Below are 24,131 nucleotides of genomic sequence, written 5' to 3'. Positions count from 1 at the left end.
TGCAGACTTATTCGCAATGTTTATATCACCCTCAATGAATACGGACAAGAAATCATATAAACCCGAGTTGATTATCTTGTAAACTGTGTAGCGCTCCACATGATCCCCAGCCATGCTACAGCCCCATCATACGCATTCCCATTTTTGTTATTTTCAAGGTCATTATCTGAAGTCATACTGTTTATATATCTTATACGATAAGTAATTTGTATGGTTATCAGAACCAGCATACTTATATATATTACATTTCGCCTTGCCACAGGTGTCCGACTTGCCCAGATCGACGCAATCCGGCTTCGAGTCGTTGTGTTTCACAAGCAGGATGAAGTCCATGCGGAACTCATCCTGCCAGGTATTAATCTTGTCGTTTGAAGCCAACATTCTATAGAGCCGAGGCTTCCTGCTAGCCGTTTCGTCCTGCCCATCATTGGCATTGGCCTGGCTGGATGAAAGCGCGCTCAGCCCCTGCGGAACAACCATGGCCAGCGTCCCCAGAAGGGTTACCAGAACAGCGATGAACGAACAGTTTCACGTGCAGCGATGCCTTATTGTTCCGTTCTTGCAATCGCTTCAATACGAAACCCCCAAGTCCCGATAGAGTCATGTGCTAAAACAGATCAACTTTGCTTTTAATTTGTCCCCCCCCCCTATCGCCGATATGCCATAGCGATAAAAAAAAAAAATCGCACCTTCGCGTTTCCTTGCATACTTCGAACGAAACCGACACTCAGAGCATGATTGTCGCAGTTTCGCGACTGTTCACAGCATGAAATCTATAAGAATTTATCAGTCTGTAAGTGGCCATCGCCCAGCACCCAGCTGATAAGAATCGGCATAATGGCCGCCAGAGCCTTGCCCCTGTGCGAAATAACGTTCTTTTCATCCGAGGTCATTTCCGCGGAAGTCAGCGGCTGCTGGCCGCTGGTGCGCCGGGGCTGATCATGAGGCACGAAAATCGGGTCATAGCCAAACCCGTTTTCCCCGCGTGCCTGGCGAATGATGCTTCCTGGCATCTCGCCAACCCTGGTCACCTGATGCCCTCGGACGGCATATCCCGCTACATCCGGAACGACCAGGGCGGCAGCACAGACAAACCGCCCTCCCCTGTGATCGTCAGGAATGTCGTTCAGCTGGTTCAGCAAGAGCTCCAAGTTGGCCTTGTCGTCGCCGTGGTGGCCGCTCCACCTTGCCGTAAGGATCCCCGGGGCGGCACCCATCACATCAACGACCAGCCCCGAGTCGTCCGCCAGCGCCGGCAGACCGGACTCCCGAGCGGCCTGTCCAGCCTTGAGAAGGGCGTTCTCCTGAAAAGTGGTGCCGGTCTCTACCGGATCGGGTAGTCCCAGCTGCCCGGCCGAAACCAGCTCGATTCTCCGCCCCTCAGCGGTCAAGAAACCGTCGAGTATGCGACGAAGCTCACCTAGTTTGCCCTCGTTGTGCGTGGCCACAACTACTTTTCTGATCCGCCCCATACCTGTCCTCCTCGCTGAAAATTCCTGCCCCGGACGTCAGTCGGATGCCAGAGCCTTGCGCTGAGCGGCCTGAAGCTCCTTGTTCCCCTTGGTTGCCAGGTCCAGCAAGGTGCCAAGCTCCTGACGATTGAAGGGACGATGCTCCGCCGTTCCCTGTATCTCTATGAAATCGCCGGAGCCGGTCATGGACACGTTCATATCAGTCATGGCCCTACTGTCCTCAAGATAGGGAAGGTCAAGCATGGGCTTGCCATCGATGATGCCCACCGAGACGGCCGAGACGCAATCCTTGATCACCTTGTCGGCACTGCGGATGTGATGGTGGTCCTGGGCCCATCGGAGGGCATCGACCATGGCCACGTAGGCGCCGGTTACCGAGGCTGTACGGGTGCCGCCGTCGGCCTGAAGCACGTCGCAGTCAAGCTGGATCTGATTCTCACCCAGAGCCTTCATATCCACCACACCACGCAGGCAACGGCCTATCAGCCGGCTGATCTCCTGGGTGCGGCCACCTACCTTTCCTCGAACCGACTCGCGTGCAGTCCTGTCACTGGTGGCCCTGGGAAGCATGGCGTACTCGGCCGTGACCCAGCCCAGCCCGGAGTCCTTGCGCCAACGGGGCAGCGTCGGCGTGAAGGAGGCCGTGCACATGACCCTGGTCTTGCCGCACTCGATCAGCACCGATCCCTCGGGGGCCTCCGTCCAATGCCTGGTGATGACGACCGGCCGCAACTCATCAGCCGCCCTGCCGTCAGGCCGCAGCACGGCACCCTCCTGGAGCATGTCCTTGATAGCAACCATCAGTGATGATCCTTTCCCGTTCCGCCCAGGCTCCCCTGGTCTGGTCCCCATTATTCCGTCAGCCGTCTACCGATCAATGGTCAGCGGTGTCTTGGCCGGCAGGATGCGATCGATCAGGAAGATGACCAGTGACAGGGCGAAGAAGACGACCAGGTACTCAGCCAGGTTGACTATCAGCTGGGCCCATCCTAAGTGTCCGAGGTCCAAGAAGGCATAGGGGTAGGGATTACCGCCCGGCTCCGGTCCCGAATGAGGCCAGATGGCGGCCCTGATCACTACGAAAGCTACGTAGAAGGGGAAATAGATCAGCCAGGTCAGCACGTTATGCCAGTGGAAACGACGATGAGGGTCGAACAGGAGGAAGTCCACCGATGCCAGGATAGGGCTGATGACGTGGATCATCCATGTGGTCCGGATACCCAGGACCAGCTTGTAGTCCGTGCTGTTCAGCCCCAGGACCAGGATGGCCACCAGCCCGGTGATGACTATGTAGAGCGTCAGACATCCTTTGAGCCAGGCGGGAGGCTGGATGCCCTTGAGCAGGGTGGCCGCTCCGGCCCAGAGCATGACCAGGCCTAGGGCGATATTGGTCTGGAAGGTAAAATAGACCCACTTGTTGCCGATCCCCAGCAGCCAGGCCTCATAGGTGCCGCCTAGGCAGAAAAAGGCGATCAGCAATCGGTAGATGCCCACGACGAATCTCATGCGGACCAGCATAGCCCGACCTTGGGAGGGCAGGGCGAGCCAAGCGGTCAGAGGATTAGACTGGGTGCCAACCAAGGGCCTTTCCACCCACAAAGGGGAAGATATGAACGCTGAAAACAATAGTAAGGACACCGGAACCTCCACGGCTCTGATGACCGATATGTACGAATACACCATGCTGGATGCCGCCCTGCAGGACGGTACGGCCGGACGCCAATCCGTCTTCGAGGTCTACACCCGGCACCTGCCGGCAGGGCGCCGCTACGGAGTTGTGGCAGGCACCGGACGGATTCTGGAAGCGCTGGCGGATTTCCATCCCAGCGAGGATGAGCTTCGCTTTCTGTCAGACCGTCACATCGTCAGCCAGACCTCCATCGACTGGCTGGAGCACTTCCGCTTCACCGGAACCATCCGCGGCTACCGGGAGGGCGAGATATTCTTCCCCGACTCCCCCATTCTGCAGGTCGAGGGCAGTTTCGGCGAGTGCACACTGCTGGAGACCCTGATCCTGTCCATACTCAACTACGACTCGGCCGTGGCCTCGGCCGCCTCCCGCATGGTCACCGCGGCCAAGGGCCGGCCCTGCATGGATATGGGTGCACGCCGTGCCAACGAGTATGCAGCCGTGGCAGCGGCCAGAGCGGCCATAGTCGGCGGATTCCAAGGGACATCAAACCTGCTGGCGGCCAAGCGATACGGTTTCAAGGCCATTGGAACCGCTGCCCACTCATTCACCCTCCTGCATGACAATGAACGCGAGGCCTTCCAGGGTCAGATTCAGGCCTTAGGCAAGGGGACCACCCTGCTGACCGACACCTACTCCATCGAGGAGGCAGTCAGAACAGCCGTCGAGGTTGCCGGACCGGAGCTGGGCGGGGTTCGCATCGACTCCGGAGACCTGGGCTCACTGGCACAGCAGGTCCGCGCCCAGCTGGACGCCCTGGGAGCCACCAAGGCCACAATCACCGTCACCAACGATCTGGACGAGTACGCCATCGCCTCCCTGCAGGATGCCCCGGTGGACTCCTACGGGGTGGGCACCATGCTGGTCACCGGTTCGGGGGCGCCTACCTGCGCCATGGTCTACAAGCTGACCGAGCGCGAGAACTCCAATGGGGACATGGAGGCTGTAGCCAAGAAGTCGGTGGGCAAGGCCTCGGTACCGGGACGCAAGCTGGCCTACCGCTCCTACCACAACGGGGTGGCCGATGCCGAGCACGTCATCTCGGGCGCCGAACAGGCGCTGGCGGCCTATACGCCTGAGCAGGACTGGCGGGATCTGCTGGTCACCTACGTGGATCATGGCCAGAGCAGGCCGGAGTTCCAGGGCGGGCAGGCCGTCCTGGATGCCCGGGAGCATCGGGCCAAGGCCCTTGAGGAGATGCCCATCAACGCCCTGAGCCTGATGAAGGGCGAGCCGGTCCTACCTACTTTGGTCAGGAGCATCTGATGAGCGCGCAAGGCGAAACCTACCAGCCAGACCCGAGCCGATATGATTCCACAGCCTACCGGCGTTGCGGTGACAGCGGTCTGAAACTGCCGCCCATCTGCCTGGGCTGCTGGCACAACTTCGGCGACACCACGCCCCTGGACCGTATGCAGGAGCTGTGCACGACGGCCTTCGACCACGGCATCACCCACTTCGATCTGGCTGACAACTACGGACCCGGACCAGGCGCCGCCGAGCGCAACATGGGAATCATCCTGCGGCGGTGCTTCAGCCACCACCGCCAGGAGCTGGTCATCTCCACCAAGGCCGGTTATGAAATGTGGCCTGGCCCTTATGGGGACTTCGGCTCACGCAAGCATCTGCTGTCCGGACTGGACCAGAGTCTGAAACGGCTGGGGCTTGACTATGTGGACATCTTCTACCACCATCGCCCTGACCCGGACACGCCTCTTGAAGAGACCATGGGCGCCCTGGCCCAGGCGGTCACCAGCGGCAAGGCCCTCTACCTGGGACTGTCCAACTACGACGGGCCGACCATGGCACGGGCCTCGGCCATCCTGACCGAGATGCACGTCCCCTTCGTCATCAATCAGAACCGCTATTCGATCTTCGACAGAACCATAGAGGACAACGGTCTCAAACAGGCAGTAATGAAAGAGAAAAAGGGACTGATCACCTTTAGCCCGCTGGCCCAGGGACTGCTGACCGACCGCTACCTGCACGGAATTCCCGAAGACAGCCGGATTCGGGCCGACGGCCGCTTCCTCAAGGAGTCCGCCCTGACCCCACAGCTGCTGAAGCAGATTCAGGACCTGAACGAGCTGGCCGGCCAACGCGGCCAGAGTCTGGCAGAAATGGCCCTGGCCTGGCTGCTCAGGGACCCGGCTGTCACCTCGGTGCTCATCGGCGCCTCCAAGCCCGAGCAGATCCTGGACAATCTCAAGGCCGTTCAGTCGGCCGACTTCAGCCAGGAGGAGCTGGAGACGATCGACCGAATCGCCTTGGGCAGGCAGTCCTGAAGCAGCCTGGGCCGCTCAGCAGTGCTTAGTGGCTGCCGCCGGTCATCTGCTCATAGATGCGCTTGCAGTCCGGGCAGACCGGGTACTGGGAGGGGTCATGCTTGGGCACCCAGACCTTGCCACAGAGTGCCACGACAGGCCGACCGGTCAGCTTGGACTCGGCGATGCGCTCACGGGAGACGTAGTGGGCGAACCTGTCGGCATCGCCCTGGTCGTTCAGCCGGGTTTTCTCGGCGGTCTCGGTGTCCGGACGGTCCAGCACGGCCGTGCCAGTACCCTGGTCGGGGTTCCGCTCTCGCTCCGGATCCTCCATGCGAATGCTCTTGCTTGCAGTCATGACACCATGGTACGGCGACGAGCTACACGTTCGCTCCCTATGACGCGCTACGCTGAGAATCATGACTATCGCTGTATGCCCTGGCTCATACGATCCGGTCACCTCCGGCCACATGGACGTGATCGAACGCTGCGCCTGCTTCTTTGAGACGGTCCACGTGGTTGTGGCCGTCAACGCCGCCAAGACCCCCATGTTCAGCGAACAAGAGCGGGTGGCCATGATCCGCCGGGCCCTGGACGAGGACGGGTACCCGAACATCACCGTAGCCTCTACTGATGGCCTGATCACCGACTACTGCCGTAAGGTGGGCGCCTCGGTCATCGTCAAAGGACTGAGGCAGAACGGGGACTATGAGGCCGAGCTGGGCATGGCCCTGGTCAATCGCAAGCTGTCCGGGGTGGAAACGCTCTTCCTGCCAGCCGATCCGGTGAGGGAGCACATCTCCAGCACCATCGTCAAGGACGTGGCAAGGCATGGAGGGGACATCACCGGCATGGTCCCCGACAGCGTCGTGGACGCGCTGATAGGCACATTGCACAGGGACACACCGCACACGGAAAAGAGCCAATGATGAACGAGCATACCCAGGAAAGGGACGATGGCGAGCCTATCGACGACTCGACCAGAGCGAGCGCTCCCAAGCCCGCAGTCGACATGAAGGACCTGCCCGACCTGCAGGAGGATCGGAGCAAGAGCGGGAACCCCCGATCGGAATTCACCACCGTCTATGACATCATCGACCGGATTCAGGCCATGCTGGACGAGGCCAAGGCCCCAATTTTCAGTCCGGGACTGGTCAAGGTGGACCGAGACGAGCTGGCCGATGACCTCAACGAGCTCAAGAAAATGCTGCCAGTGCAACTGGAACGGGCCTCGGCGCTCATGAGGGAGGCGGAACGTCGGCTGAACACGGCTCAGACCCAGGCCAACGCCACCATATCCGATGCCCAGAGTCGGGCTGCGGACATCGTCAAGGAGGCCGGCGAGCAGGCTCGCTTCCTGGCCGGCCAGGAGAATGTAGTGGCCATAGCCCGGCAGAAGGCCCAGACCATCATCGACACGGCCCAGTCCCAGGCAGACCGTCTGGTCCAGGGAGCTGATGGGTATGCCGCCCAGGTCATGGGCGAGCTTGATACCCAGCTGGGCAAGATGAGCCAGGATGTGCGTGCCGGCCTGGAGGTTCTCCATCAGCGTGAGCAGGAGGCGGCGCGTAGCATGAACGCGTCAGTCTCGGACCAGGGAGAGGAGGCACAGGGATGAGCAGACCGGAGGATTCCCCTTGGGCGGTTTCAGTGGCCCAGGTGTCGACGCGGGCAGGGCAGAGCACCCGGGTGGACCGTGATTTTCCATCCCCGGAGGGCATCGGCGACCAGGTAGTGGGCATCCCGGCAGGAACGCCTGTGCATGTGGAGGGAGACATCGACTCCCTGGTGGACGGACTCCTGTTGCAGGCCCATATCAGCGTGCCCCTGAAGACCGAATGCACCCGCTGCCTGAGGCCCGTCAATACCAGCATCAAGGACGACCCGGTGGTCTTCTTCCCCTACAAGGAGCCCGAACCGGAGCCGACCCATGGCAAGGAGGAGATCCTGGCCGAGCAGGAGGAAGAGGCTGGCGGCCAGACCTACCCGCTGGTCAGCGGAGGCGCCTTCATGGATCTGGAGGCCCTGCTGCGCGACACCCTGGTGGAGGCCCTCCCCCTGCAGCCCCTGTGCCGACCCGACTGCCGGGGCCTGTGCCCCCAGTGCGGCATGGATCTGAATGACCATCCCGATCACCACCACGAGATAACGGACGACCGGTGGGCGGCCCTGGAAGGACTCAAACAGCGTCTGGAGCAGGAGGAGAACCCCGGCAACGACGGCCGGGCTGGCGAATGACCGGAGGTTGCGGTAGACTACTCTACGCTTAAGCTCGAAGTATTCGATCGAAACAGAGGACAATATGGCACTGCCAAAGTACAAGACCTCGCGCGCCAACACCCATTCCCGGCGCGCCAACTGGAAGACCCAGGCCGCCGCTACGGTTACCTGCCCCAACTGCGGAGCTCCCGCGCTACCGCATATGGCATGCCCCAGCTGCGGCATGTACCGCGGGCGAGTCTACCGCGACGCCATTCGCTCGCAGTTCAGCAAGTGAGCCGATCAGCGATCAGCACGCAATGAAAGAACCCCGGCCATCGACGGGTGGCAGGGGTTTTTCCATATCATCAGATGGAAAGGCCGAGAAAGCGAGAATGACCATGCAGGCAGGGCACTCCAGGAAGGATCAGGAAGACCACATGCAGCAGAAGGAACAGGAGCAGGTAGATCCCGGCAACCAAGCGGCTGAGGAGCTCTTCCAGGCCCTGGGCGGCAGAGTCAGCCCGGGACTGTTGGTACACGCCCTGACCCATCGCTCCTTCGCCCATGAGCACCCAGGCATGCCCAACAACGAACGGCTGGAATTCCTGGGCGATGCGGTTCTGGAGCTGGTTGCCACCGAGACCTTATACAAGGTTCATCCGGACATGACCGAGGGCCAACTGGCCAAAATGCGGGCCAAGGCCGTCTCCGAGGAGGCCCTGTCGGCCATCGCCCGGGAGAAGCTGCACCTGGGGCAATATATTCTTCTGGGCCGTGGAGAGAGCGAGAACGGTGGAGCCGACAAGGACTCCATACTCTGCGACACCGTCGAATCACTGATCGGGTCGGTCTTCGTGGAGCACGGCATCGAGGGGGCCAGGACCACAGTCCACACCCTTCTTGACGACACCCTGGCCGAGGTAGCCACCGAGGGACCCGCACTGGATTGGAAGACCTCGGTTACCGTCAAGTCCCACAAGTTGGGTTTGGGCGAGCCCCGGTACACCATGGCGGTCTCCGGGCCGGAATACGCCCAGGTCTTCACTGCCGAGCTGCGACTGGACGACGGCGGGACCGTGATCGGCAAGGGCCGGGCCAGCAGCAAGCGGAAGGCCCAGCTGGCTGCGGCCGCCCAGGGGTGGAAGCGGCTGGACGACCAGGATCTGCTTAAGGCCCTTCGCACCGAGCAATCATCATGAGCCTCCAGCCGGAATTCCGGCATACGGTACTGCCGCCACGCCCCGACCAGACCCCTGTTTAGACTATGGGCATAACCCGGAGGCACGCCGTCACGAGCAGCAAAGGTGCCTCCTCCTGATCGGGATTCGTCCGCCCACCCCGCCGACGCTCCGACAGGTTCGTATTTCGACATGCACGGCCGCAGGTCGGCGCGCAGTCTGGAGGTCGAGAGGAAACATGAGTCTGCCGACACCTCTGCAAGCGTTCAGCTCGGTACCCAAGAACTGGGACCATGACGACAAGGATGTCCCCGCCCAGGGCGAGCCCATGACGGGAGCCCAAGCGCTGATTCGGTCCCTGGAGGACCTGGGGGTCACCCAGGTATTCGGCGTTCCAGGAGGGGCCATTCTGCCTACCTACGATGCTATTGACGAAAAGGCGCGCTTTAACTTCACCTTGGTTCGCCACGAACAGGCCGCCGGACACGCCGCCGAGGGCTACGCCGTCTCCACAGGCAAGGTGGGAGTCTGCCTGGTGACTTCTGGACCCGGAGCCACCAATATGGTCACCCCCATAGCCGATGCCATGATGGACTCGGTTCCCCTAGTGGTGGTGACCGGCCAGGTGGGCGTGGACTCCATCGGCACCGATGCCTTCCAAGAGGCTGACATCGTGGGCATCACCTACCCGGTGGCCAAGCACTCCTATCTGGTGACCAAGGCCCAGGACATCCCCCGGGTCATGACCGAGGCCTACCACATCGCCCGCTCGGGAAGGCCCGGCCCGGTAGTAGTGGATTTGAGCAAGACGGCTCAGAACGGCAAAATGCTCTACTCCTGGCCCCAGGAGATGATCCTGCCCGGCTATAACCCGGTGACGCGGGCCCATGGGCACGTCCTGGACGATGCCGCCCGACTCCTGGTCCAGTCACACAGACCTGTCCTCTATGTGGGTGGCGGCGCAGTCCGGTCAGACGCCCGTCGGCAGGTCCAGGAGCTCGTTCGAGCTACGGGTGCCCCCATGGTCACCACCCTGCCCGCGCGAGGCATCGTGCCCGACTCCGACCCAGCAGTTCTGGGAATGCCCGGCATGCACGGCACGGTGGCCGCCAATGGAGCTATCCAGCACTCTGATCTGCTGGTGGCTGTGGGCACACGCTTCGACGACCGGGTGACCGGCAGCCTGGAAGACTTCGCCCCGGTGGCCAGGGTCATTCATATAGACATAGACCCGGCCGAGATCGGCAAGAACCGGCAGGCGGATGTACCCATCGTCGGGGATGTGGGCCAGGTACTGGACGATCTGATCCCGGCACTCAAGGCGGCCCAACGCACCTGGGGCAAGCCCGATCTCAAACCTTGGTGGCGGCTGATCGACGGCTGGCGGCACGACTACCCCACCACCTTTGAGCCCAGCCCGGACGGCACCCTGGCCCCCCAGTGGGTGGTTCAGACCCTGAGCAACAAGGCCGATCCGAATACCATCTGGGTATCGGGGGTAGGCCAGCACCAGATGTGGGCCAGCCAGTTCATCGACTTCGAACGCACCCGCTCCTGGGTCTCCTCCTGCGGATTGGGGACCATGGGCTATGGTCTGCCCGCCGCCATCGGCACGGCAATCGGCACCAGGGAACAGGAAGATCCACGGCCCGTCTGGCTGATCGACGGGGATGGCTCCTTCCAGATGACCTCCGAGGAGCTGGCCACGGCCGGGCAGGCGGGGCTGCCCATTCGCATCGCCATACTCAACAACTCGGTCTACGGCATGGTCCGTCAGTGGCAGACCCTCTTCTACGGCAGCCACTACTCCCAGACCAACCTGGAGGACGGCGGCGCAAAGCCCGCAGAAGGCAACGGCATCCCCGACTTCGTCAAGCTCGCCGAGGCCTATGGCTGCCTGGGACTGCGGGCCTTTACCCAGGAGCAAGCCCTGGAGGCCATCGATAAGGCCAACGCAGTGACTGACCGACCGGTTCTGATCGACTTCCGCGTCTGGAAGGATGCCATGGTATGGCCCATGGTCCCGGCTGGCGCCTCCAATGACACCATCATCTATAAGCCTGGCGTGCAACCCCTGGCCGGCATCCGTCCGGAGCAGGAGCAGACCGAGCCGCATGAGCAGACCGGAGCCGACCGGGCAGCCATGGCCAGCGACGCCGCCGGTCGTATAAACAAGTAGGAAAGGGGCACCACATGGCCAATTATCCAGCTTCCAAGCCCGGTTCCGAACGGCACACCCTTTCCGTCCTGGTCGAAAACCGCCCCGGCGTCCTGGCCAGGGTGGCCGGCCTGTTCGCCCGGCGCGCTTTCAACATCAACTCACTGTCAGTCTCGTCCACTGAACGGGACGACATCTCCCGGATCACGGTCACAGCAGACGTGGAGGCCGTCCCCCTGGAGCAGATCATCAAGCAGCTCAACAAGCTCCTGCATGTGCTCAAGATCGTCGAGCTCAAGGGCGACGAGGCCGTGGAACGCGAGCTGGTGATGATCAAGGTCAAAGCCAACGAACGCAACCGCTCCGATGTGCTGGAGATCGTCAAACTCTTCCGTGTGCGCGTAGTCGACGTCCACCCCGAGTCCCTGACCATCGAAGCCACCGGGGCCGAAGGCAAGTTGGAAGCCCTGCTGCGGTTGCTGCGGCCCTTCGGCATCATCGAGCTGGTCAGGTCGGGCGCCGTGGCCGTGACTCGGGGACCCCGGGCCCTGAGCGAGAAGGTGCTGGGCTCCCAGATCACCGACCGCTGACTCATCCCATTATCCTGGAAGGCGGTGCCCATGACTGACGATGTGACGGCGGAAATGAGCCGGACCGGCCGAATCGAATGGGAGCGGATGGTATCCGGTCAGGTCTATCAGGACACCCATCCCGACATCGATCGCCAGAGGGAACGGGCCGAGAACCTCTTCCTGGAGTACAACAGGACCGGCCCTGGGCATAAGCAGAAACGCCGACGGATTCTGGAAGATCTTCTGGGCCAGGTGGGACAGGATGTCGTCATCAATCCGGACTTCAGATGCGAAGTCGGTTGCAACATACGGATCGGCAGCCAGACGCTGATCAATTATGGAGCCGTCATGCTGGACAACGCTCCGATCACCATAGGCAGGAACGTGTGGATAGGCCCCGGCGCAGGGCTCTTCTGCACCAACCATGCCCTGGACTATGAGGAACGGAAGGCTGGCGCCTGCCAGGCCCGACCCATCGAAATCTGCCAGGGTGCCTGGCTGGGCGGTCACGTGGTCGTCCTGGGAGGAGTGCGGATTGGCCGTGGGGCCGTCATCGGAGCGGGGTCTGTCGTCACCCATGACATACCGGATCAGGTAGTTGCGGTCGGCAACCCCTGCACTGTCCTGCGACCTATCACCGATGCGGACAGAACTGGCTATCTAGACAGAATTCGTCAGCGGGACCAGGGGAACGACCAGGACCAATAACCCCTAAAAGCCCAGAGCTCATTCCATCCAAGGCTGGCGGTAGATTGGGTAATCATGCCCATCTATGATCTCGGTCTGGAACACGTCGCTCTATCCTTCGCCACCAAAACCATCTTTACGGATGTGACGCAGGGCATCTTCGAGGGTGATCGTATCGGCATCGTGGGCCGAAACGGCGACGGCAAGTCCACCCTGCTGCACCTGCTGAAAGGCACCCAGGAACCCGAACAGGGCCGGGTGACCATGCGCAATGGACTCACCTTTGGCATGCTGGACCAACGTGATCCCCTGAAGGACGAGGACACGGTCCGCAAGGCGGCCCTGGAGAATCGACAAGACTACGAATGGGCTGCCGACCCCAGATCGCGCGAGATCGTCGAGTCCCTTCTGGGCGGCATGGAGCTGGAGGCCAAGGTGGGCACCCTGTCAGGCGGTCAGCGCCGCAGGGTGGATCTGGCACGGCTGCTGCTTCAGGATTGGGACATCCTGGCCCTGGATGAGCCGACCAATCATCTGGATCTGCTCACCATCCACTGGCTGGCCGAGCATCTGAAGAACCGCTGGGCCAAGAATTCCGGAGCCCTCCTGCTGGTCACCCACGACCGCTGGTTCCTGGACGAGGTCTGCACCTCCATGTGGGAGGTGCATGATGGAACCATCGACCCCTTCGAGGGCGGCTACAGCGCCTACATGCTCCAGCGGGTGGAGCGCGAGCGCCAGGCGGATCTGGCCGAGACCAAGCGCCGCAACCTGGCCCGCAAGGAACTGGCCTGGCTGACCCGAGGAGCCCGGGCCCGGTCGACCAAGCAGAAATTCCATGTCAAGGCCGCGCAGGAGCTGATCGCCGACGTGCCGCCCATGCGCAACAGCCTGGAACTCAAGCGGATGGCCACCTCACGCCTGGGCAAGCAGGTGGTGGACCTGGTCGACGTGACCAAGATCTATCCAGGGGCCGGTTCCGATGCCGATGGAAACAGGAACGACCGGGTCCCCTCCCCTCATGCCGAGCGCCCTCTGATGGGCTCGGTGACCGTGGCCGCCGATCCCGGCAAGGACCGTCCGGGCACTGCGGCAGCCGACACCCTCACCATCAGCGGACACAAGGTCCTGGACGACGTGACCTGGCTGATCGGCCCCGGCGACCGATTCGGCATCGTAGGCGCCAACGGAGCGGGCAAGTCCACCCTGCTAGGTCTGATTGACGGCAGCGTGGCTCCCACGGCAGGACACGTCAAGGTGGGCAAGACGGTCCGCTTCGCGGTGCTGACCCAGCGTCTGGATGAACTGGAGAAGCTGGGCCGCTATCGGATCAAAGAGGTCCTTAGCCGCTACAAGCCCACCTATCTGGTGGAGGGCAAGGAGGTGTCCCCGAGCCAACTGATGGAGCGCCTGGGCTTTGAAAGCTCCCAGCTGATGACCAGAATAGGCGACCTGTCCGGCGGACAGAAGCGCCGCATGCAGCTCCTGCTCATCCTGCTGGACGAGCCCAACGTGCTGGTCATGGACGAGCCAGGCAACGACCTGGACACCGACATGCTGGCCGTTATGGAAGACATGCTGGATTCGTGGCCGGGCACTCTGATCGTGGTCTCCCACGACCGCTACCTGCTGGAGCGGGTGACCGACCAGCAGTTCGCCCTGATCAACGGCAAGGTGGTTCACCTGCCCGGCGGCGTCCAAGACTACCTGGACATGGTCGAATCGGCCGACCGGGAGGCTACGGATGCACCGGGCCAGGCATCAGCCAAGGAGACCGGGAATCATAATCAGGCCAAGGCCGAACGTGTTGCCAGGCGAACTCTTAACAAGCAGGCCTCCGCCATCGAACGCAAGCTGGCCAAGCTGGCTGATCAACGCAAGGAACTTGAACGACAGATGGCTGAGCACGACCCAGGCGACTACCAGGGTCTCAACGAGCTCAACAGCAAGCTCAAGGATCTGACCGGGCAATCGGACCAGCTAGAGGAGGAGTGGCTGACCATCGGGGAGGAGCTGGAGTAGCCTCAGGCGGCAGCTAGCTGGGCGGCCTGAGTCGAGCACCTGGCCGCAAAGGCAGAGAAGATGGCATCGGCCAGAGGCTGCATCTGCGGCATCCCTTTGATAAATTCTTCGCGCATTTTAGCGATCTTGGACTTCTTCATCGTGCCAACCATGCTCGGCACCTGCATCCACTCCTCGAAAATGGGCGCCGTCACCTCCAGGTGGAACTGTAGGCCCAAGGCCGATCCAAGCCGAAAAGCCTGAACCTTGGTTGCCTGGGAGCGGGCCAGAAGCTTGGCCCCCGGCGGGAGGGTGACCTGGTCAGCGTGCCAGTGCAACACATCCGTGTTCTTGCTCCACATGGCCACGTCGTCGTCCTGCCCCACCCAGCGGATGGGGCCCATGCCGTATTCGGGATCCTGATCCCGCATCAGGGTGCCTCCCAGGGCCCGCGCCAGAATCTGATGACCCAGGCAAATCCCCAGAATGGGCTTGTTGGCAGCCATCGCCGCCTTGGCCAGCTTGGTCTCCGCCTTGAGTCCGGGGTGATGCGCGTAGTCGTCAGCCGACATGGGCCCGCCCATGATGACCAGTCCCGCCAACTCACGCGAGCGCGGCAGCTTGGGCTTCTTCTCGTCCACGATATTGGTGATCTCGGTGTCCAGCCCGCACTCCTGGAGGTTGTCGAGAATGCGACCCGGCTTCTCCCAATCCACATGCTGGACCACCAGCACCCTAGGTTTCGCCATGATTCCATTCTTGCACAGATGCCATCGGACCGGGTCTGCAGGCTCGGCATTTCCCCCTGGGCAGTCAGCAAGCCTTGGTAGGCTCAAGGATATGGATACGAGTTCGCAACCGCATGATTCCAAGGCTTCAGTCAGCCTGGCCGCAGCTGGTCTGCGTCTGTATGACACAGCTGGTCACCAGGTGACCCCCTTCCGGCCTATCGAACCGGGCAAGGTTGGCATCTACGTGTGCGGGGCCACGGTGCAGAGCTCGCCCCACATCGGCCACATCAGGACCACCTTGGCATTCGACGTGATCAGGCGCTGGCTGCTCAGGCTGGGCTACCAGGTGACCCTGATCCGCAACGTGACTGATATCGACGACAAGATCCTTACCAAGGCGGCGGCCAACGGCCAGCGCTGGTGGGAGCGGGCCTACATCTACGAGCGCGAATTCACCCATGCCTATGAGACCATGGGAGCCCTGCCACCCACCTACGAGCCCCGAGCCACTGGGCACATCCCCGAGATGATCGACCTGATCCAGCGCATCATCGACCGCGGCCACGCCTATGTGGTGCCCGACGAACAGGGCCGCCCATCAGGCAATGTCTACTTCGACGTGGCCTCCTGGCCTGAGTATGGTACCCTGACCCACCAGCAGACCGGCACCCAGCCCGCTGACGAGCAGGCCGCCGCCAACGACCGGCTAGGGCCCAGCATCGACACTGATGACCAGGCTGCCGATACCGATGAGGAGCCCGGCAAGCGAGACCCCCGCGACTTCGCACTTTGGAAGGCACCCAAGCCTACAGACCCGCCCACAGCTCGCTGGCAAACCCCCTTCGGCACAGGTCGGCCGGGCTGGCATCTGGAATGCTCGGCCATGAGTCACCGCTATCTGGGCGCGGATTTCGACATCCACGGAGGCGGCCTGGACCTGCGCTTCCCCCACCACGAGAACGAGATGGCCCAGTCGCACGCAGCCGGCTGGGGGTTCGCCCATCGATGGATGCACACGGCATGGGTGACCCAGAAGGGCGAGAAGATGAGCAAGTCCCTGGGCAACGGACTGTCCGTGGGTCAGGTGCTTTCGCAGCATCCGGCCTGGGTGGTGCGCTACGCCTTGGTCTCGGTGCAGTACCGGTCCATGCTGGAATGGTCCGACCAGTCCCTGCAGGAGGCCGAGGGCGCCTACGAGCGCATCCGCAACTTCGTGGACCGGGCCGGGCGGATCCTGGGCGCACAGCCCGAGCGTGCCCGCGTGGCTGGACTGAGCGCGGATGATCTGCCGGAGGACTTTGTGCAGGCCATGAATGACGACATCAACGTCTCAGGCGGCCTGGCCGCCCTCTATGCACTGATCCGTCAAGCCAACGCGGCCATGGATGCGGATCCGAATGCTCTGGATCGGAAGTGGCTGGCTAATGCCCTGCTCCAGGTCAGAGCCATGCTGGATGTCTTCGGCCTTGATCCCCTCGATCCCCACTGGGCCGGGGCTGCAGCCGACCATGACGATCAAGCCATGAACACCCTGGATGCCTTGGTAGGCCAGCAGTTGAAGGAACGCGATCAAGCACGAAAGGATCATGACTTCGCCCGGGCCGATGCCATCAGGGATCAGCTGACGGCGGCCGGCGTGACCGTGGCGGACACACCCGCTGGCAGCACCTGGGATCTGAACCGCTGACCTCATGTCCGATATACGCGATGTCGCCAGAAGGGCCGGAGTCTCGGTCAGCACAGTCTCTTATGCCTTCTCTGGCAAGCGTCCCGTCTCTCCGGAAACCTACCAGCGGATCATGCAAGCCGCCGACGAACTGGACTACGCCCCGGATGCCGGTGCCCGAATGCTGCGGGCCAAGCGCAATCAGATTGTCGCCCTGAGCGCCCCCCTGCGCCCCGGGCAGAACCGGGCCTCCTACGCGGATTACTTCATCGAGATGGCCAGCTGCGAGCATGCCCGTGGCTATGACTCCCTGCTGCTGACCGCCGAAAACGGCGTCGAAGATATTCGGCGGGTCACCCGCAGCAATCTGGCCGACGGCGTGGTCCTGATGGATCTGGTGGACGATGACATACGCGCCGCCCAGGCCGCCTCATACGGACGCCCCTGCGTGGCCTTGGGAGTGCCTCAGCAGCACGCAGCCTGCGCCTGTGTGGATTTGGACTTCGAACTGATGGGCCGCATGGCGGTGGAAGCCATGGCCCGGGCGGGATGCAAACGCCTGCTCTTTCTGGAGGATCTCGAGGGCGAATACCGGCGCGGTTCCGGCTTCCGCCTTATCCTGCTACGCAGTCTCAAGACCTGGGCCTGCCGCTTGGGCATGGATCTGCAGCTTCAGCCGGGACCTACCGGCAGCGATTTGGCCTATACCCAGCAGGTGCTGGATCTTATCCATCACGGCCGCATCGATGGCCTGATCGGCCAGATCCGCCCCTCCCTGCTGGACACCGTGGTGATTCGCATGCGTTCGGACGGCATGAGTATTCCTGATGACGTGGCCGTTCTGTCTTGCGCCGCAGGCAAGGTCAGCCCCACTCTTGAGCTTCAAGGCATCTCAGAGATGCCCCTTACCCCCCGCTCACTGTGTGCCAAGGCTGCGGATCTGCTGACCCAGGCTGTGGAGGAGGGGGCTTCCCTGGCCGGCCGAGTCCAACTGGAGCGTCCCAAGCTGATCGACCGCTCCTCCATCAGCCGATAGAAGCCGGAGACCGCCCGAGCCGCCACTCAGCGTGGCCGACGGTCCCTCTCCCCTGTCTCCAGCACATTGTGCGGGAAGGGCTGGTGAGGCTCCTGTTGGTACCAATAGGCCACACTGGCCAGGTCATCTTGACGTTCGAAGTAGCCCTGTTCGTCCACGCCTATCTGCTGCAAGGTCACCTTGATATCGCTCGCGAAAATAATGGGGTCGGGAATGTGCCAACGATAGAATCCTCTGGTCACCGGGGTATCGGCATCCCAGTACTGGGATTCGCGATTATCCAACTGCCTGGAATGGAAGGGAAATCCCATGTAGGCCCCGCTGTAGGTGACCTCGTGCATACAACCATCCGGATCCTGCCCGGCAAAGCTCCAGGCACCGCCGAAGTAATCCTCGCTGCCCGTGGAGCACCAAGTGGGATAGTCCTTGTCCCCGTCCAGGTAGACCTTGACCTCGCCCTCGCCCCACCAGCGGCTCTCCAGGGCAGTCAGAGCCAGATAGGTACCCACGTAGGAGCCCCGGCCATGTACTCCGTCCAGGATCACATAGTCCTGACCCAGTTCGGTGACCCGCTGACGGCGCCACTGGGCATGGAAGGTCATTACCTGCTCGGGCAGCTCGTCCTTTTCCACATAGTCGATCTGGTAAAAGAAGGCCTCGATGGGCTCGTTGTGGCGGTTGCGCAGGACGATCCGTGCCCCATGATGGAAAGGCATGGGCCAGTAGCAGTTGAAGCCCCGGCGTGGGTAGACGGCTACAGGCACGGACTCCACCCGGCAGCCCTGGGCGTGGCCACAGCAGAAGAAGTCGCCCAAAGGCACGCAGACTGAGGGCGTTTGTTCCCCATCCCAGTAACATTCCAGAATCAGATTGCGCAGGACGTTGGGCCCGGTAGGCGAAGTGGCATCGGTCACGGTCATCCAGATATGACGGATCTCGCCCGCGCCGGACAGGTCGGCTAGAACCATGTCCTGCCCAGGAGGGATGTTCCTCAGGCATGGGGTTCCTTTTCTGGATGGACCGAGATTGCTTGCAGTCATAGCTGCACTGCCCTTGCCTCCCCGAGGGTTCTCGGCGTTGATGCAACGGGTGCGGTCTGTGGATGGACGAGTCAGCGCCTCAAGACCGTTGGTGAAGTTCGGCATGGTCATACCCATGGTTGTGGTTGCCTTTCATGTTCGGGCCGCTCGCTCCCCTCCTCTGCCCTCTTGCAGCGGGCGGCCATGTTCAGTGTACTTGTGCAGCGGCGATTACTTGACAGCACCTGCCACTATCCCCTGCGAGAGCTTCCTCTGGAAGAAGATGAAGAAGATGATGGTGGGGATGATGCTGAGCAGGGAGGCGGATGCCAGGTCGGTGGCAGCCATGGTGTGCTGCCCCTGCATGGTCGCCAGAGCCAGCGGTATGGTCTGCGTCTTCTCGCTCATCAGGAAGGCCATGGGGATCATGTACTCGTTCCAGGTCCAGATGAAGAAGAAGACAAAGAGGACGCTGATGGTCGACCAGGACACCGGCAGTACGATCTTGCGCAGAATCTGCCAGCGCGAGGCCCCATCGACGGTGGCCGCTTCCAGGATGGCCTGGGGGAAGGTACCGTAGACCGAGGAGAGCAGGTAGGTGCCGTAGGCGCTCTGGATGATGGTGAAGATGATGATGATGGACCACTGGGAGTTGTAGAAGCCCATCCATTTGAACATGACGTAGAGCGGATAGAGCAGGGCCTCCTGGGGGACCATGTTGGCCAGCATGATGAACAGGAGGATGACCGTGTTGCCCTTGACCCTGCCGATGCCCAGAGCGAAGGAGTTGAGGACCGAAAGCAGGACCCCGACAACGGCCACTACCAGGGAAATCAGCAGGGAGTTGCCCAGCTTGAGCGGGAAATTGCTCTTGTTCCAGAAGGAGATGATGCCATCCATGCTGAAGTGGGCAGGCACGGACAGGGGACCCGTGGCGTTGTAGTCAGCCGTAGTCTTGAAAGCGTTCAGGACCAGGATCAGCAGGGGGAAGAGCATGATTACGGCTCCGGCAATCAGCAGGATCAGACCGGCCCAATCCCCCCAGGTGCGGATTCTATGGGCGTGCCGGGAGGACACCCGGGCGTCGGCTTGCAGTGTGGCTTGATTATTCATGATGTGCTTCCTAGCCTTCCTCAGGCGATGTTCTTTTGCACGCGCTTCTGCACGATGGTGAAGACGATGGAGAAGATGACGATGACCACGGTTAGGGATGTCGAGATGGCGGCACCGTAGCCCACCTGCTGCACCTGGAAGAACTGGTTGTAGGAGTAGTAGGAGGGAACCATAGTGGAGGTGCCGGGCCCGCCCTTGGTCAGCAGATAAACCGGAGCGAAGGTCTTCAGCGCACCGATGGTAGACGTGAGAATGACCACCAGGAGCTCGGGAATGATGGAGGGCAGGGTGATGACGCGAAACTTCTGCCACCAGTTGGCCCCGTCCAGGCTGGCCGCCTCGTAGAGCTCGGGATCCACCCGCTGCAGTCCGGACATGAAAATGACGATGGGATAGCCCAGCTGGATCCAGATCAGGATGACCATGAGGATGGGCAGGGCCGTGGTGGTCGAGCCCAGCCAGTTGTGGGCCAGTCCGCCCAAGCCGATCTTGGTCAGCAGGTCATTGACCGCACCGTCTTCAGGCCTGAAGATCCAGCCCATGATGATGGTGGCCACGGCCACGGGCAGAACCTGGGGCAGGTAGTAGAGGGCCCGCAGGGTCGAGGAGGTGTGGGGGCCGAACTTCTTCTGGATCACGTCAGTCAGGGCCGAGGAGATCAGCAGGCCCAGAACCGTGGGGATGATGACGATGGCCACGATGATCCAGAGGGTGTGCCCGAAGGAGACCCAGAAGGTCGAGTCGCCCATGAGTCGTCGCCAGTTGCGCAGACCCACCCATTTGGTCGGCCCCACCCCCCTCCAGCGGGTGAAGCTCAGGTAGATGTTCCAGAAGATGGGCACGATGACGATGGCCACGATGCCTATCAGACCGGGAATCAGATAAGGAACGAACCGCGAGGGCGCACTGCCCGGGATGCGGGACTGCGCCTTCTTCCTGCTATGTGTGTCAGACATGCTTGTACTCTCCTTGGCGGATTGACGCAGCTCAGTCGTCATCGAGATCGAGCTGGGCGACGCCGTCGTCGTAGTTCTTATGCAGGGTGTCCAAAACCTGGTCGGGGCTCTTGGTGCCGTTGACCAGCTCTTGGAAGGCGGCCGGCATGGCGTCGGTCAGGTTGGGCGCGGGGTAGTCGGGATAGTAGCTCATCCGGCTGGCGTCCGAGGCTTTGGTGTATTCATTGACCAGATCACGGCTCTTGGGGTTGGTAATAGCCGCCGTGTCAGCCGCCACTGGCACGCCGCCCTTGTTGCCGATGTAGTTCTGAACCTCCTTGGACAGGACCACATTGATATAGCGGGCCGCGGCATCCTTGCGCCGTGACTTCTGCGGGATGACCAGCAGGTTGCCCGCGCAGCCCTCGACCATCTTGGCCCCCGGGAAGATGGATGCCGTCCAGTCGAAAGCCTTGACCTGCTCCATGAAGCGGGTCTGGTTCCAGGTGCCGGTCTGGTAGATGGGATAGGTCCCCTTGATGAATGCCGTGGTCGTGTCCTCGGCCTTCATGCCGGTGGCATTCTTGGAGATATATCCCTTGTCGATCCAGTCACGGATGGTGTTGGTGGCGAAGGTCAGCGGCTTGCTGCGCCAGTTGACTGGATGCTTGTAGAGCTGCCAGTCATCGACGAATTGGGCATCGGCCTTGGTCATGGCCAGCTGCCACCAGAGCCAGAGCACCCCATATTCCTGGGCATCGGCCGCTATGGGCGTGACGCCGTGGCTCTTGAAGGCCTTGAGGGCTGCCACGAACTGGTCAAAGGTTTGCGGGATGGGGATCTTGTACTTGGCAAACAAGTCCTTGTTGTAGTAGACGCGCTGCATCTCCGCGTAGGAGGAAACCCCGTACCAGGTATCCCCGTCCATGACGCCGCGCTTGTCGTACTTGCCCACTGCCGCCGCCTGGCCACGCACCTTCTTGTCCCAGCCGTACTTCTGCACATAGGGCTTCAGGTCGGTCAGCAGCTGCAGGGTGGACAGGACCCCGGCCGAGCCGTTGCCGCGATTGGACTCCATGACGTCCGGGGCGTCGTCCGAGTTGAGGAACTGGCTGCCATTCTGGGCAATCTGAGTGAATGACTTTACCTCGAAATCCACCTTGATGCCGGTCTGTCGGGTAAAGATATCGGCAGCCTTCAGCCAGCCCCGGGCCTGACCGCTGCTGGGCTCCTCGTAGTACCAGATCTTGATGCTGGACGGATGGGCTTCCTGGGGAGCATCGCCCCCCGATCCGCAGGCCGCCAGCGGCAGGATCGACATGGCCAAGGCCAAGGCCGCCCCGATCCCTCTTCTGATCTTCATGATGGCTCCTAACTTCCTTGCATCCTTGCATCCATCTACTGCGATTCAACATGTCGAAAGGTTTCGACTTCAGGTGTAGTGCAGGCGTTGACCATGCCGTCGATGCAACCAAAATGTCGAATCGTTTCGATTCAGTATAGAAGCTGGTTGGGCACCATGTCAAGAAGACACAAAGTAGACTCATATCTTTCTTCTATATAGCTGCTCAGACCCTCTCACTCTCCTTCTTGTGATCGATACACCCGTGTTCAACCATTGTTTCCGTACTTCTCAACAGTCAAAGCACTACAACCGTTCGCCCATCAATATCGAATTCTCCCGAACCTCCTACGTCTGGTAGGCTCAGGGCACGGGCCTTACGGAGCTGCCGGCCAATCTCCCGGCTGACAGGTAGACTTGGGGCATTATGGCAGCATTTTCATCTTTGACCGACCGGCTCTCCCAGGCCTTCACCCATCTGCGTTCCAAGGGGAAGCTGACCGAGGCCGACATCGACGGCACAATCCGCGAGATCCGCCGCGCCCTCCTGGATGCCGATGTCTCCCTGGACGTGGTGCGCTCCTTTACCGGGCGCATCAGGGAACGCGCCCTGGGCGAGGAGGTCTCCAAGGCCCTGAACCCGGCCCAGCAGGTAGTCTCCATCGTCTACGACGAACTGACTGACATCCTGGGCGCTGGAGTGGATCGACCGCTCAATTTCGCCAAGAATCCGCCCACAGTCATCATGCTGGCTGGCCTGCAGGGTGCCGGCAAGACCACGTTGGCCGGCAAACTAGGCTACTGGCTCAAGGATGCCGGCCACACCCCCCTGCTGGTGGCGGCCGACCTGCAGCGGCCCAATGCGGTCACCCAGCTCCAGGTGGTCGGCGAGCGCGCCGAAGTGCCGGTATACGCACCCGAGCCAGGCGTGCAGACCAGCGGATCCGAGCTGGCAGCCCCGGGGCAGGTCACAGGCGATCCGGTCAAAGTGGCAGCCGACTCGATCAGGGTGGCCAAGGACAAGCTCTATGACGTGGTCATCATTGATACGGCCGGTCGGCTGGGCGTGGATCAGGAGCTGATGGAGCAGGCCCGCAATATCCGCGATGCCGTCCACCCCAACGAGATACTCTTCGTCATCGATGCCATGATCGGCCAGGATGCAGTCGCCACAGCCAAGGCCTTCGACCAGGGCGTGGATTTCACCGGCGTGGTCCTGTCCAAGCTGGACGGCGATGCCCGAGGCGGTGCGGCCCTGTCGGTGGCCTCGGTGACCGGCAAGCCCATCCTCTTCGACTCCAACGGCGAGGGCCTCAAGGACTTCGAGGTCTTCCACCCCGACCGGATGGCCTCCCGCATTCTGGACATGGGTGACATCCTGACCCTGATCGAGCAGGCCCAGCGCCAGTTCGATGAGGAGGAGGCCCGCAAGGCCGCCGGGAAGATGTCCGAGGGCAGCTTCGGTTTGGACGACTTTCTGGAGCAGCTCCAACAGGTTCGCAAGCTGGGTTCCTTCAAGAGCATTCTGGGCATGATCCCGGGCATGGCCCAGCACCGCAAGGAGCTTGAGCAGTTCGATGAGAAGGAAGTGGACCGGACCCAGGCCATCATCCAGTCGATGACTCCCCAGGAACGACGCGACCCCAGCATCATCGACGGCTCACGGCGGGCCCGGATCGCCTATGGCGCCGGCACTACGGTCTCGGCTGTCAACGGCCTGCTGCAGCGGTTCGAGCAGGCGGCCAAGATGATGAAGCGGATGACCAATGGCAGCCGTTCGATCCCAGGCATGGGCGGCATGGGCGCTGGCGGCGGCAAGAAGGGCAAAAAGGGCAAGAAAGGCCGCAAGGGTTCCCGTTCAGGCAATCCTATGAAGCGGGAGGCCGAAGAGAAGGCGTTACGCGAGCGCCTGTCCGGCAAGGGCAAGTCCTCCGGCGGCTCCGCCTTCGCCAAGCGCCCCGAAACTCCGCAGATGCCTGAAGGCCTGCCGGACCTGCCGCCCAACCTTGGCGGCGGACTGGGCGGTCTCTTCGGCGGCCGCTAAACCCCTCTCTCCTGCAGGAGA

24 protein-coding genes are annotated in these 24,131 nt (G+C 61.8%); 14 read left to right on the top strand and 10 right to left on the bottom strand.

Features of this window, described 5'->3' with window-relative positions; genetic code table 11:
• Positions 1-162: 162 nt before the first annotated feature.
• From ACUIAG_RS08485 to ACUIAG_RS08470, 4 genes are all read right to left on the bottom strand, one after another.
• On the bottom strand, positions 163-480 hold the full coding sequence (locus tag ACUIAG_RS08485) for a hypothetical protein (protein ID WP_445339661.1): 318 nt from the start codon (positions 478-480) through the stop codon (positions 163-165).
• A gap of 293 nt (positions 481-773) precedes the next feature.
• Complete coding sequence (locus tag ACUIAG_RS08480; RefSeq protein WP_445339660.1) at positions 774-1,472, bottom strand: non-canonical purine NTP pyrophosphatase; 699 nt, start codon at positions 1,470-1,472, stop codon at positions 774-776.
• Positions 1,473-1,508: 36 nt separating this feature from the next.
• Positions 1,509-2,273: a ribonuclease PH gene (gene rph, locus ACUIAG_RS08475; protein ID WP_445339659.1), complete on the bottom strand. Its 765-nt coding sequence runs from the start codon at positions 2,271-2,273 to the stop codon at positions 1,509-1,511.
• 66 nt (positions 2,274-2,339) lie between these two features.
• Positions 2,340-2,978 (bottom strand): Pr6Pr family membrane protein, encoded by a 639-nt coding sequence (locus ACUIAG_RS08470; protein WP_339347018.1) that lies wholly within the window; start codon positions 2,976-2,978, stop codon positions 2,340-2,342.
• 103 nt (positions 2,979-3,081) lie between these two features.
• Here ACUIAG_RS08470 and ACUIAG_RS08465 point away from each other — a divergent pair, with 103 nt between their 5' ends.
• Together ACUIAG_RS08465 and ACUIAG_RS08460 are read left to right on the top strand one after the other, a co-directional pair.
• Positions 3,082-4,428: a nicotinate phosphoribosyltransferase gene (locus tag ACUIAG_RS08465; protein ID WP_445339658.1), complete on the top strand. Its 1,347-nt coding sequence runs from the start codon at positions 3,082-3,084 to the stop codon at positions 4,426-4,428.
• The gene (locus ACUIAG_RS08460; RefSeq protein ID WP_445339657.1) at positions 4,428-5,447 is read left to right on the top strand and encodes an aldo/keto reductase; all 1,020 of its coding nucleotides are present in this window, start codon (positions 4,428-4,430) and stop codon (positions 5,445-5,447) included. Before ACUIAG_RS08465 ends, ACUIAG_RS08460 begins: the two co-directional genes overlap by 1 nt.
• 25 nt (positions 5,448-5,472) lie before the next feature.
• Here the strand turns inward: ACUIAG_RS08460 and ACUIAG_RS08455 are convergent, their stop codons facing one another.
• The gene (locus tag ACUIAG_RS08455) at positions 5,473-5,784 is read right to left on the bottom strand and encodes a DUF3039 domain-containing protein (protein WP_445339656.1); all 312 of its coding nucleotides are present in this window, start codon (positions 5,782-5,784) and stop codon (positions 5,473-5,475) included.
• A gap of 61 nt (positions 5,785-5,845) precedes the next feature.
• Here ACUIAG_RS08455 and coaD point away from each other — a divergent pair, with 61 nt between their 5' ends.
• The 9 genes from coaD to ACUIAG_RS08410 all read left to right on the top strand — a co-directional run bounded on the left by coaD (position 5,846) and on the right by ACUIAG_RS08410 (position 14,245).
• The gene (gene coaD, locus ACUIAG_RS08450; protein WP_029677731.1) at positions 5,846-6,355 is read left to right on the top strand and encodes a pantetheine-phosphate adenylyltransferase; all 510 of its coding nucleotides are present in this window, start codon (positions 5,846-5,848) and stop codon (positions 6,353-6,355) included.
• Complete coding sequence (locus tag ACUIAG_RS08445) at positions 6,355-7,044, top strand: cell division protein (protein WP_445339655.1); 690 nt, start codon at positions 6,355-6,357, stop codon at positions 7,042-7,044. Before coaD ends, ACUIAG_RS08445 begins: the two co-directional genes overlap by 1 nt.
• On the top strand, positions 7,041-7,664 hold the full coding sequence (locus tag ACUIAG_RS08440; protein ID WP_445339654.1) for a YceD family protein: 624 nt from the start codon (positions 7,041-7,043) through the stop codon (positions 7,662-7,664). Before ACUIAG_RS08445 ends, ACUIAG_RS08440 begins: the two co-directional genes overlap by 4 nt.
• 64 nt (positions 7,665-7,728) lie before the next feature.
• Positions 7,729-7,923, top strand: a complete 195-nt coding sequence (gene rpmF / locus ACUIAG_RS08435; protein WP_015021378.1) for a 50S ribosomal protein L32 — start codon at positions 7,729-7,731, stop codon at positions 7,921-7,923.
• Between the two features lie 142 nt (positions 7,924-8,065).
• On the top strand, positions 8,066-8,827 hold the full coding sequence (rnc, locus tag ACUIAG_RS08430; protein WP_445339653.1) for a ribonuclease III: 762 nt from the start codon (positions 8,066-8,068) through the stop codon (positions 8,825-8,827).
• Positions 8,828-9,044: 217 nt separating this feature from the next.
• Entirely contained in the window at positions 9,045-10,985 is a 1,941-nt protein-coding gene (locus ACUIAG_RS08425; protein ID WP_445339652.1) for an acetolactate synthase large subunit, read from the top strand.
• Between the two features lie 14 nt (positions 10,986-10,999).
• The gene (gene ilvN / locus ACUIAG_RS08420) at positions 11,000-11,554 is read left to right on the top strand and encodes an acetolactate synthase small subunit (protein ID WP_029677724.1); all 555 of its coding nucleotides are present in this window, start codon (positions 11,000-11,002) and stop codon (positions 11,552-11,554) included.
• A gap of 30 nt (positions 11,555-11,584) precedes the next feature.
• Positions 11,585-12,244: a sugar O-acetyltransferase gene (locus tag ACUIAG_RS08415; RefSeq protein ID WP_445339651.1), complete on the top strand. Its 660-nt coding sequence runs from the start codon at positions 11,585-11,587 to the stop codon at positions 12,242-12,244.
• A gap of 54 nt (positions 12,245-12,298) precedes the next feature.
• Positions 12,299-14,245, top strand: a complete 1,947-nt coding sequence (locus tag ACUIAG_RS08410; protein WP_445339650.1) for an ATP-binding cassette domain-containing protein — start codon at positions 12,299-12,301, stop codon at positions 14,243-14,245.
• 2 nt (positions 14,246-14,247) lie between these two features.
• On the opposite strand, the gene ACUIAG_RS08405 is transcribed toward ACUIAG_RS08410, so the two are convergent.
• Entirely contained in the window at positions 14,248-14,973 is a 726-nt protein-coding gene (locus tag ACUIAG_RS08405; RefSeq protein ID WP_306221737.1) for a type 1 glutamine amidotransferase, read from the bottom strand.
• A 91-nt stretch (positions 14,974-15,064) separates the two neighbouring features.
• On the opposite strand from ACUIAG_RS08405, the gene cysS reads away from it, so the two are divergent.
• Positions 15,065-16,642 (top strand): cysteine--tRNA ligase, encoded by a 1,578-nt coding sequence (gene cysS / locus ACUIAG_RS08400; protein ID WP_445339649.1) that lies wholly within the window; start codon positions 15,065-15,067, stop codon positions 16,640-16,642.
• Between the two features lie 4 nt (positions 16,643-16,646).
• Complete coding sequence (locus ACUIAG_RS08395; RefSeq protein WP_313837085.1) at positions 16,647-17,657, top strand: LacI family DNA-binding transcriptional regulator; 1,011 nt, start codon at positions 16,647-16,649, stop codon at positions 17,655-17,657.
• A gap of 26 nt (positions 17,658-17,683) precedes the next feature.
• Here ACUIAG_RS08395 and ACUIAG_RS08390 read toward each other — a convergent pair whose 3' ends face one another.
• The 4 genes from ACUIAG_RS08390 to ACUIAG_RS08375 all read right to left on the bottom strand — a co-directional run bounded on the left by ACUIAG_RS08390 (position 17,684) and on the right by ACUIAG_RS08375 (position 22,087).
• A complete protein-coding gene (locus ACUIAG_RS08390) occupies positions 17,684-18,814 on the bottom strand; it encodes a glycoside hydrolase family 172 protein (protein ID WP_445339648.1) in 1,131 nt (376 codons plus the stop codon).
• Between the two features lie 93 nt (positions 18,815-18,907).
• The gene (locus tag ACUIAG_RS08385) at positions 18,908-19,789 is read right to left on the bottom strand and encodes a carbohydrate ABC transporter permease (protein WP_306221734.1); all 882 of its coding nucleotides are present in this window, start codon (positions 19,787-19,789) and stop codon (positions 18,908-18,910) included.
• A 20-nt stretch (positions 19,790-19,809) separates the two neighbouring features.
• Positions 19,810-20,745 carry a carbohydrate ABC transporter permease gene (locus tag ACUIAG_RS08380; RefSeq protein ID WP_306221733.1) on the bottom strand — a complete coding sequence of 312 codons (936 nt, stop codon included), beginning with the start codon at positions 20,743-20,745 and terminating at the stop codon, positions 19,810-19,812.
• 31 nt (positions 20,746-20,776) lie between these two features.
• Positions 20,777-22,087: an ABC transporter substrate-binding protein gene (locus tag ACUIAG_RS08375; RefSeq protein ID WP_101431937.1), complete on the bottom strand. Its 1,311-nt coding sequence runs from the start codon at positions 22,085-22,087 to the stop codon at positions 20,777-20,779.
• 406 nt (positions 22,088-22,493) lie between these two features.
• On the opposite strand from ACUIAG_RS08375, the gene ffh reads away from it, so the two are divergent.
• Positions 22,494-24,110 (top strand): signal recognition particle protein, encoded by a 1,617-nt coding sequence (gene ffh / locus ACUIAG_RS08370; RefSeq protein ID WP_306221732.1) that lies wholly within the window; start codon positions 22,494-22,496, stop codon positions 24,108-24,110.
• The last annotated feature ends 21 nt before the right edge of the window (positions 24,111-24,131 follow it).

Source organism: Bifidobacterium sp. ESL0825 (genome assembly GCF_052606465.1).
Note: the sequence above shows the minus strand (reverse complement) of the source record. Positions and strands in the feature narration are given on the sequence as shown.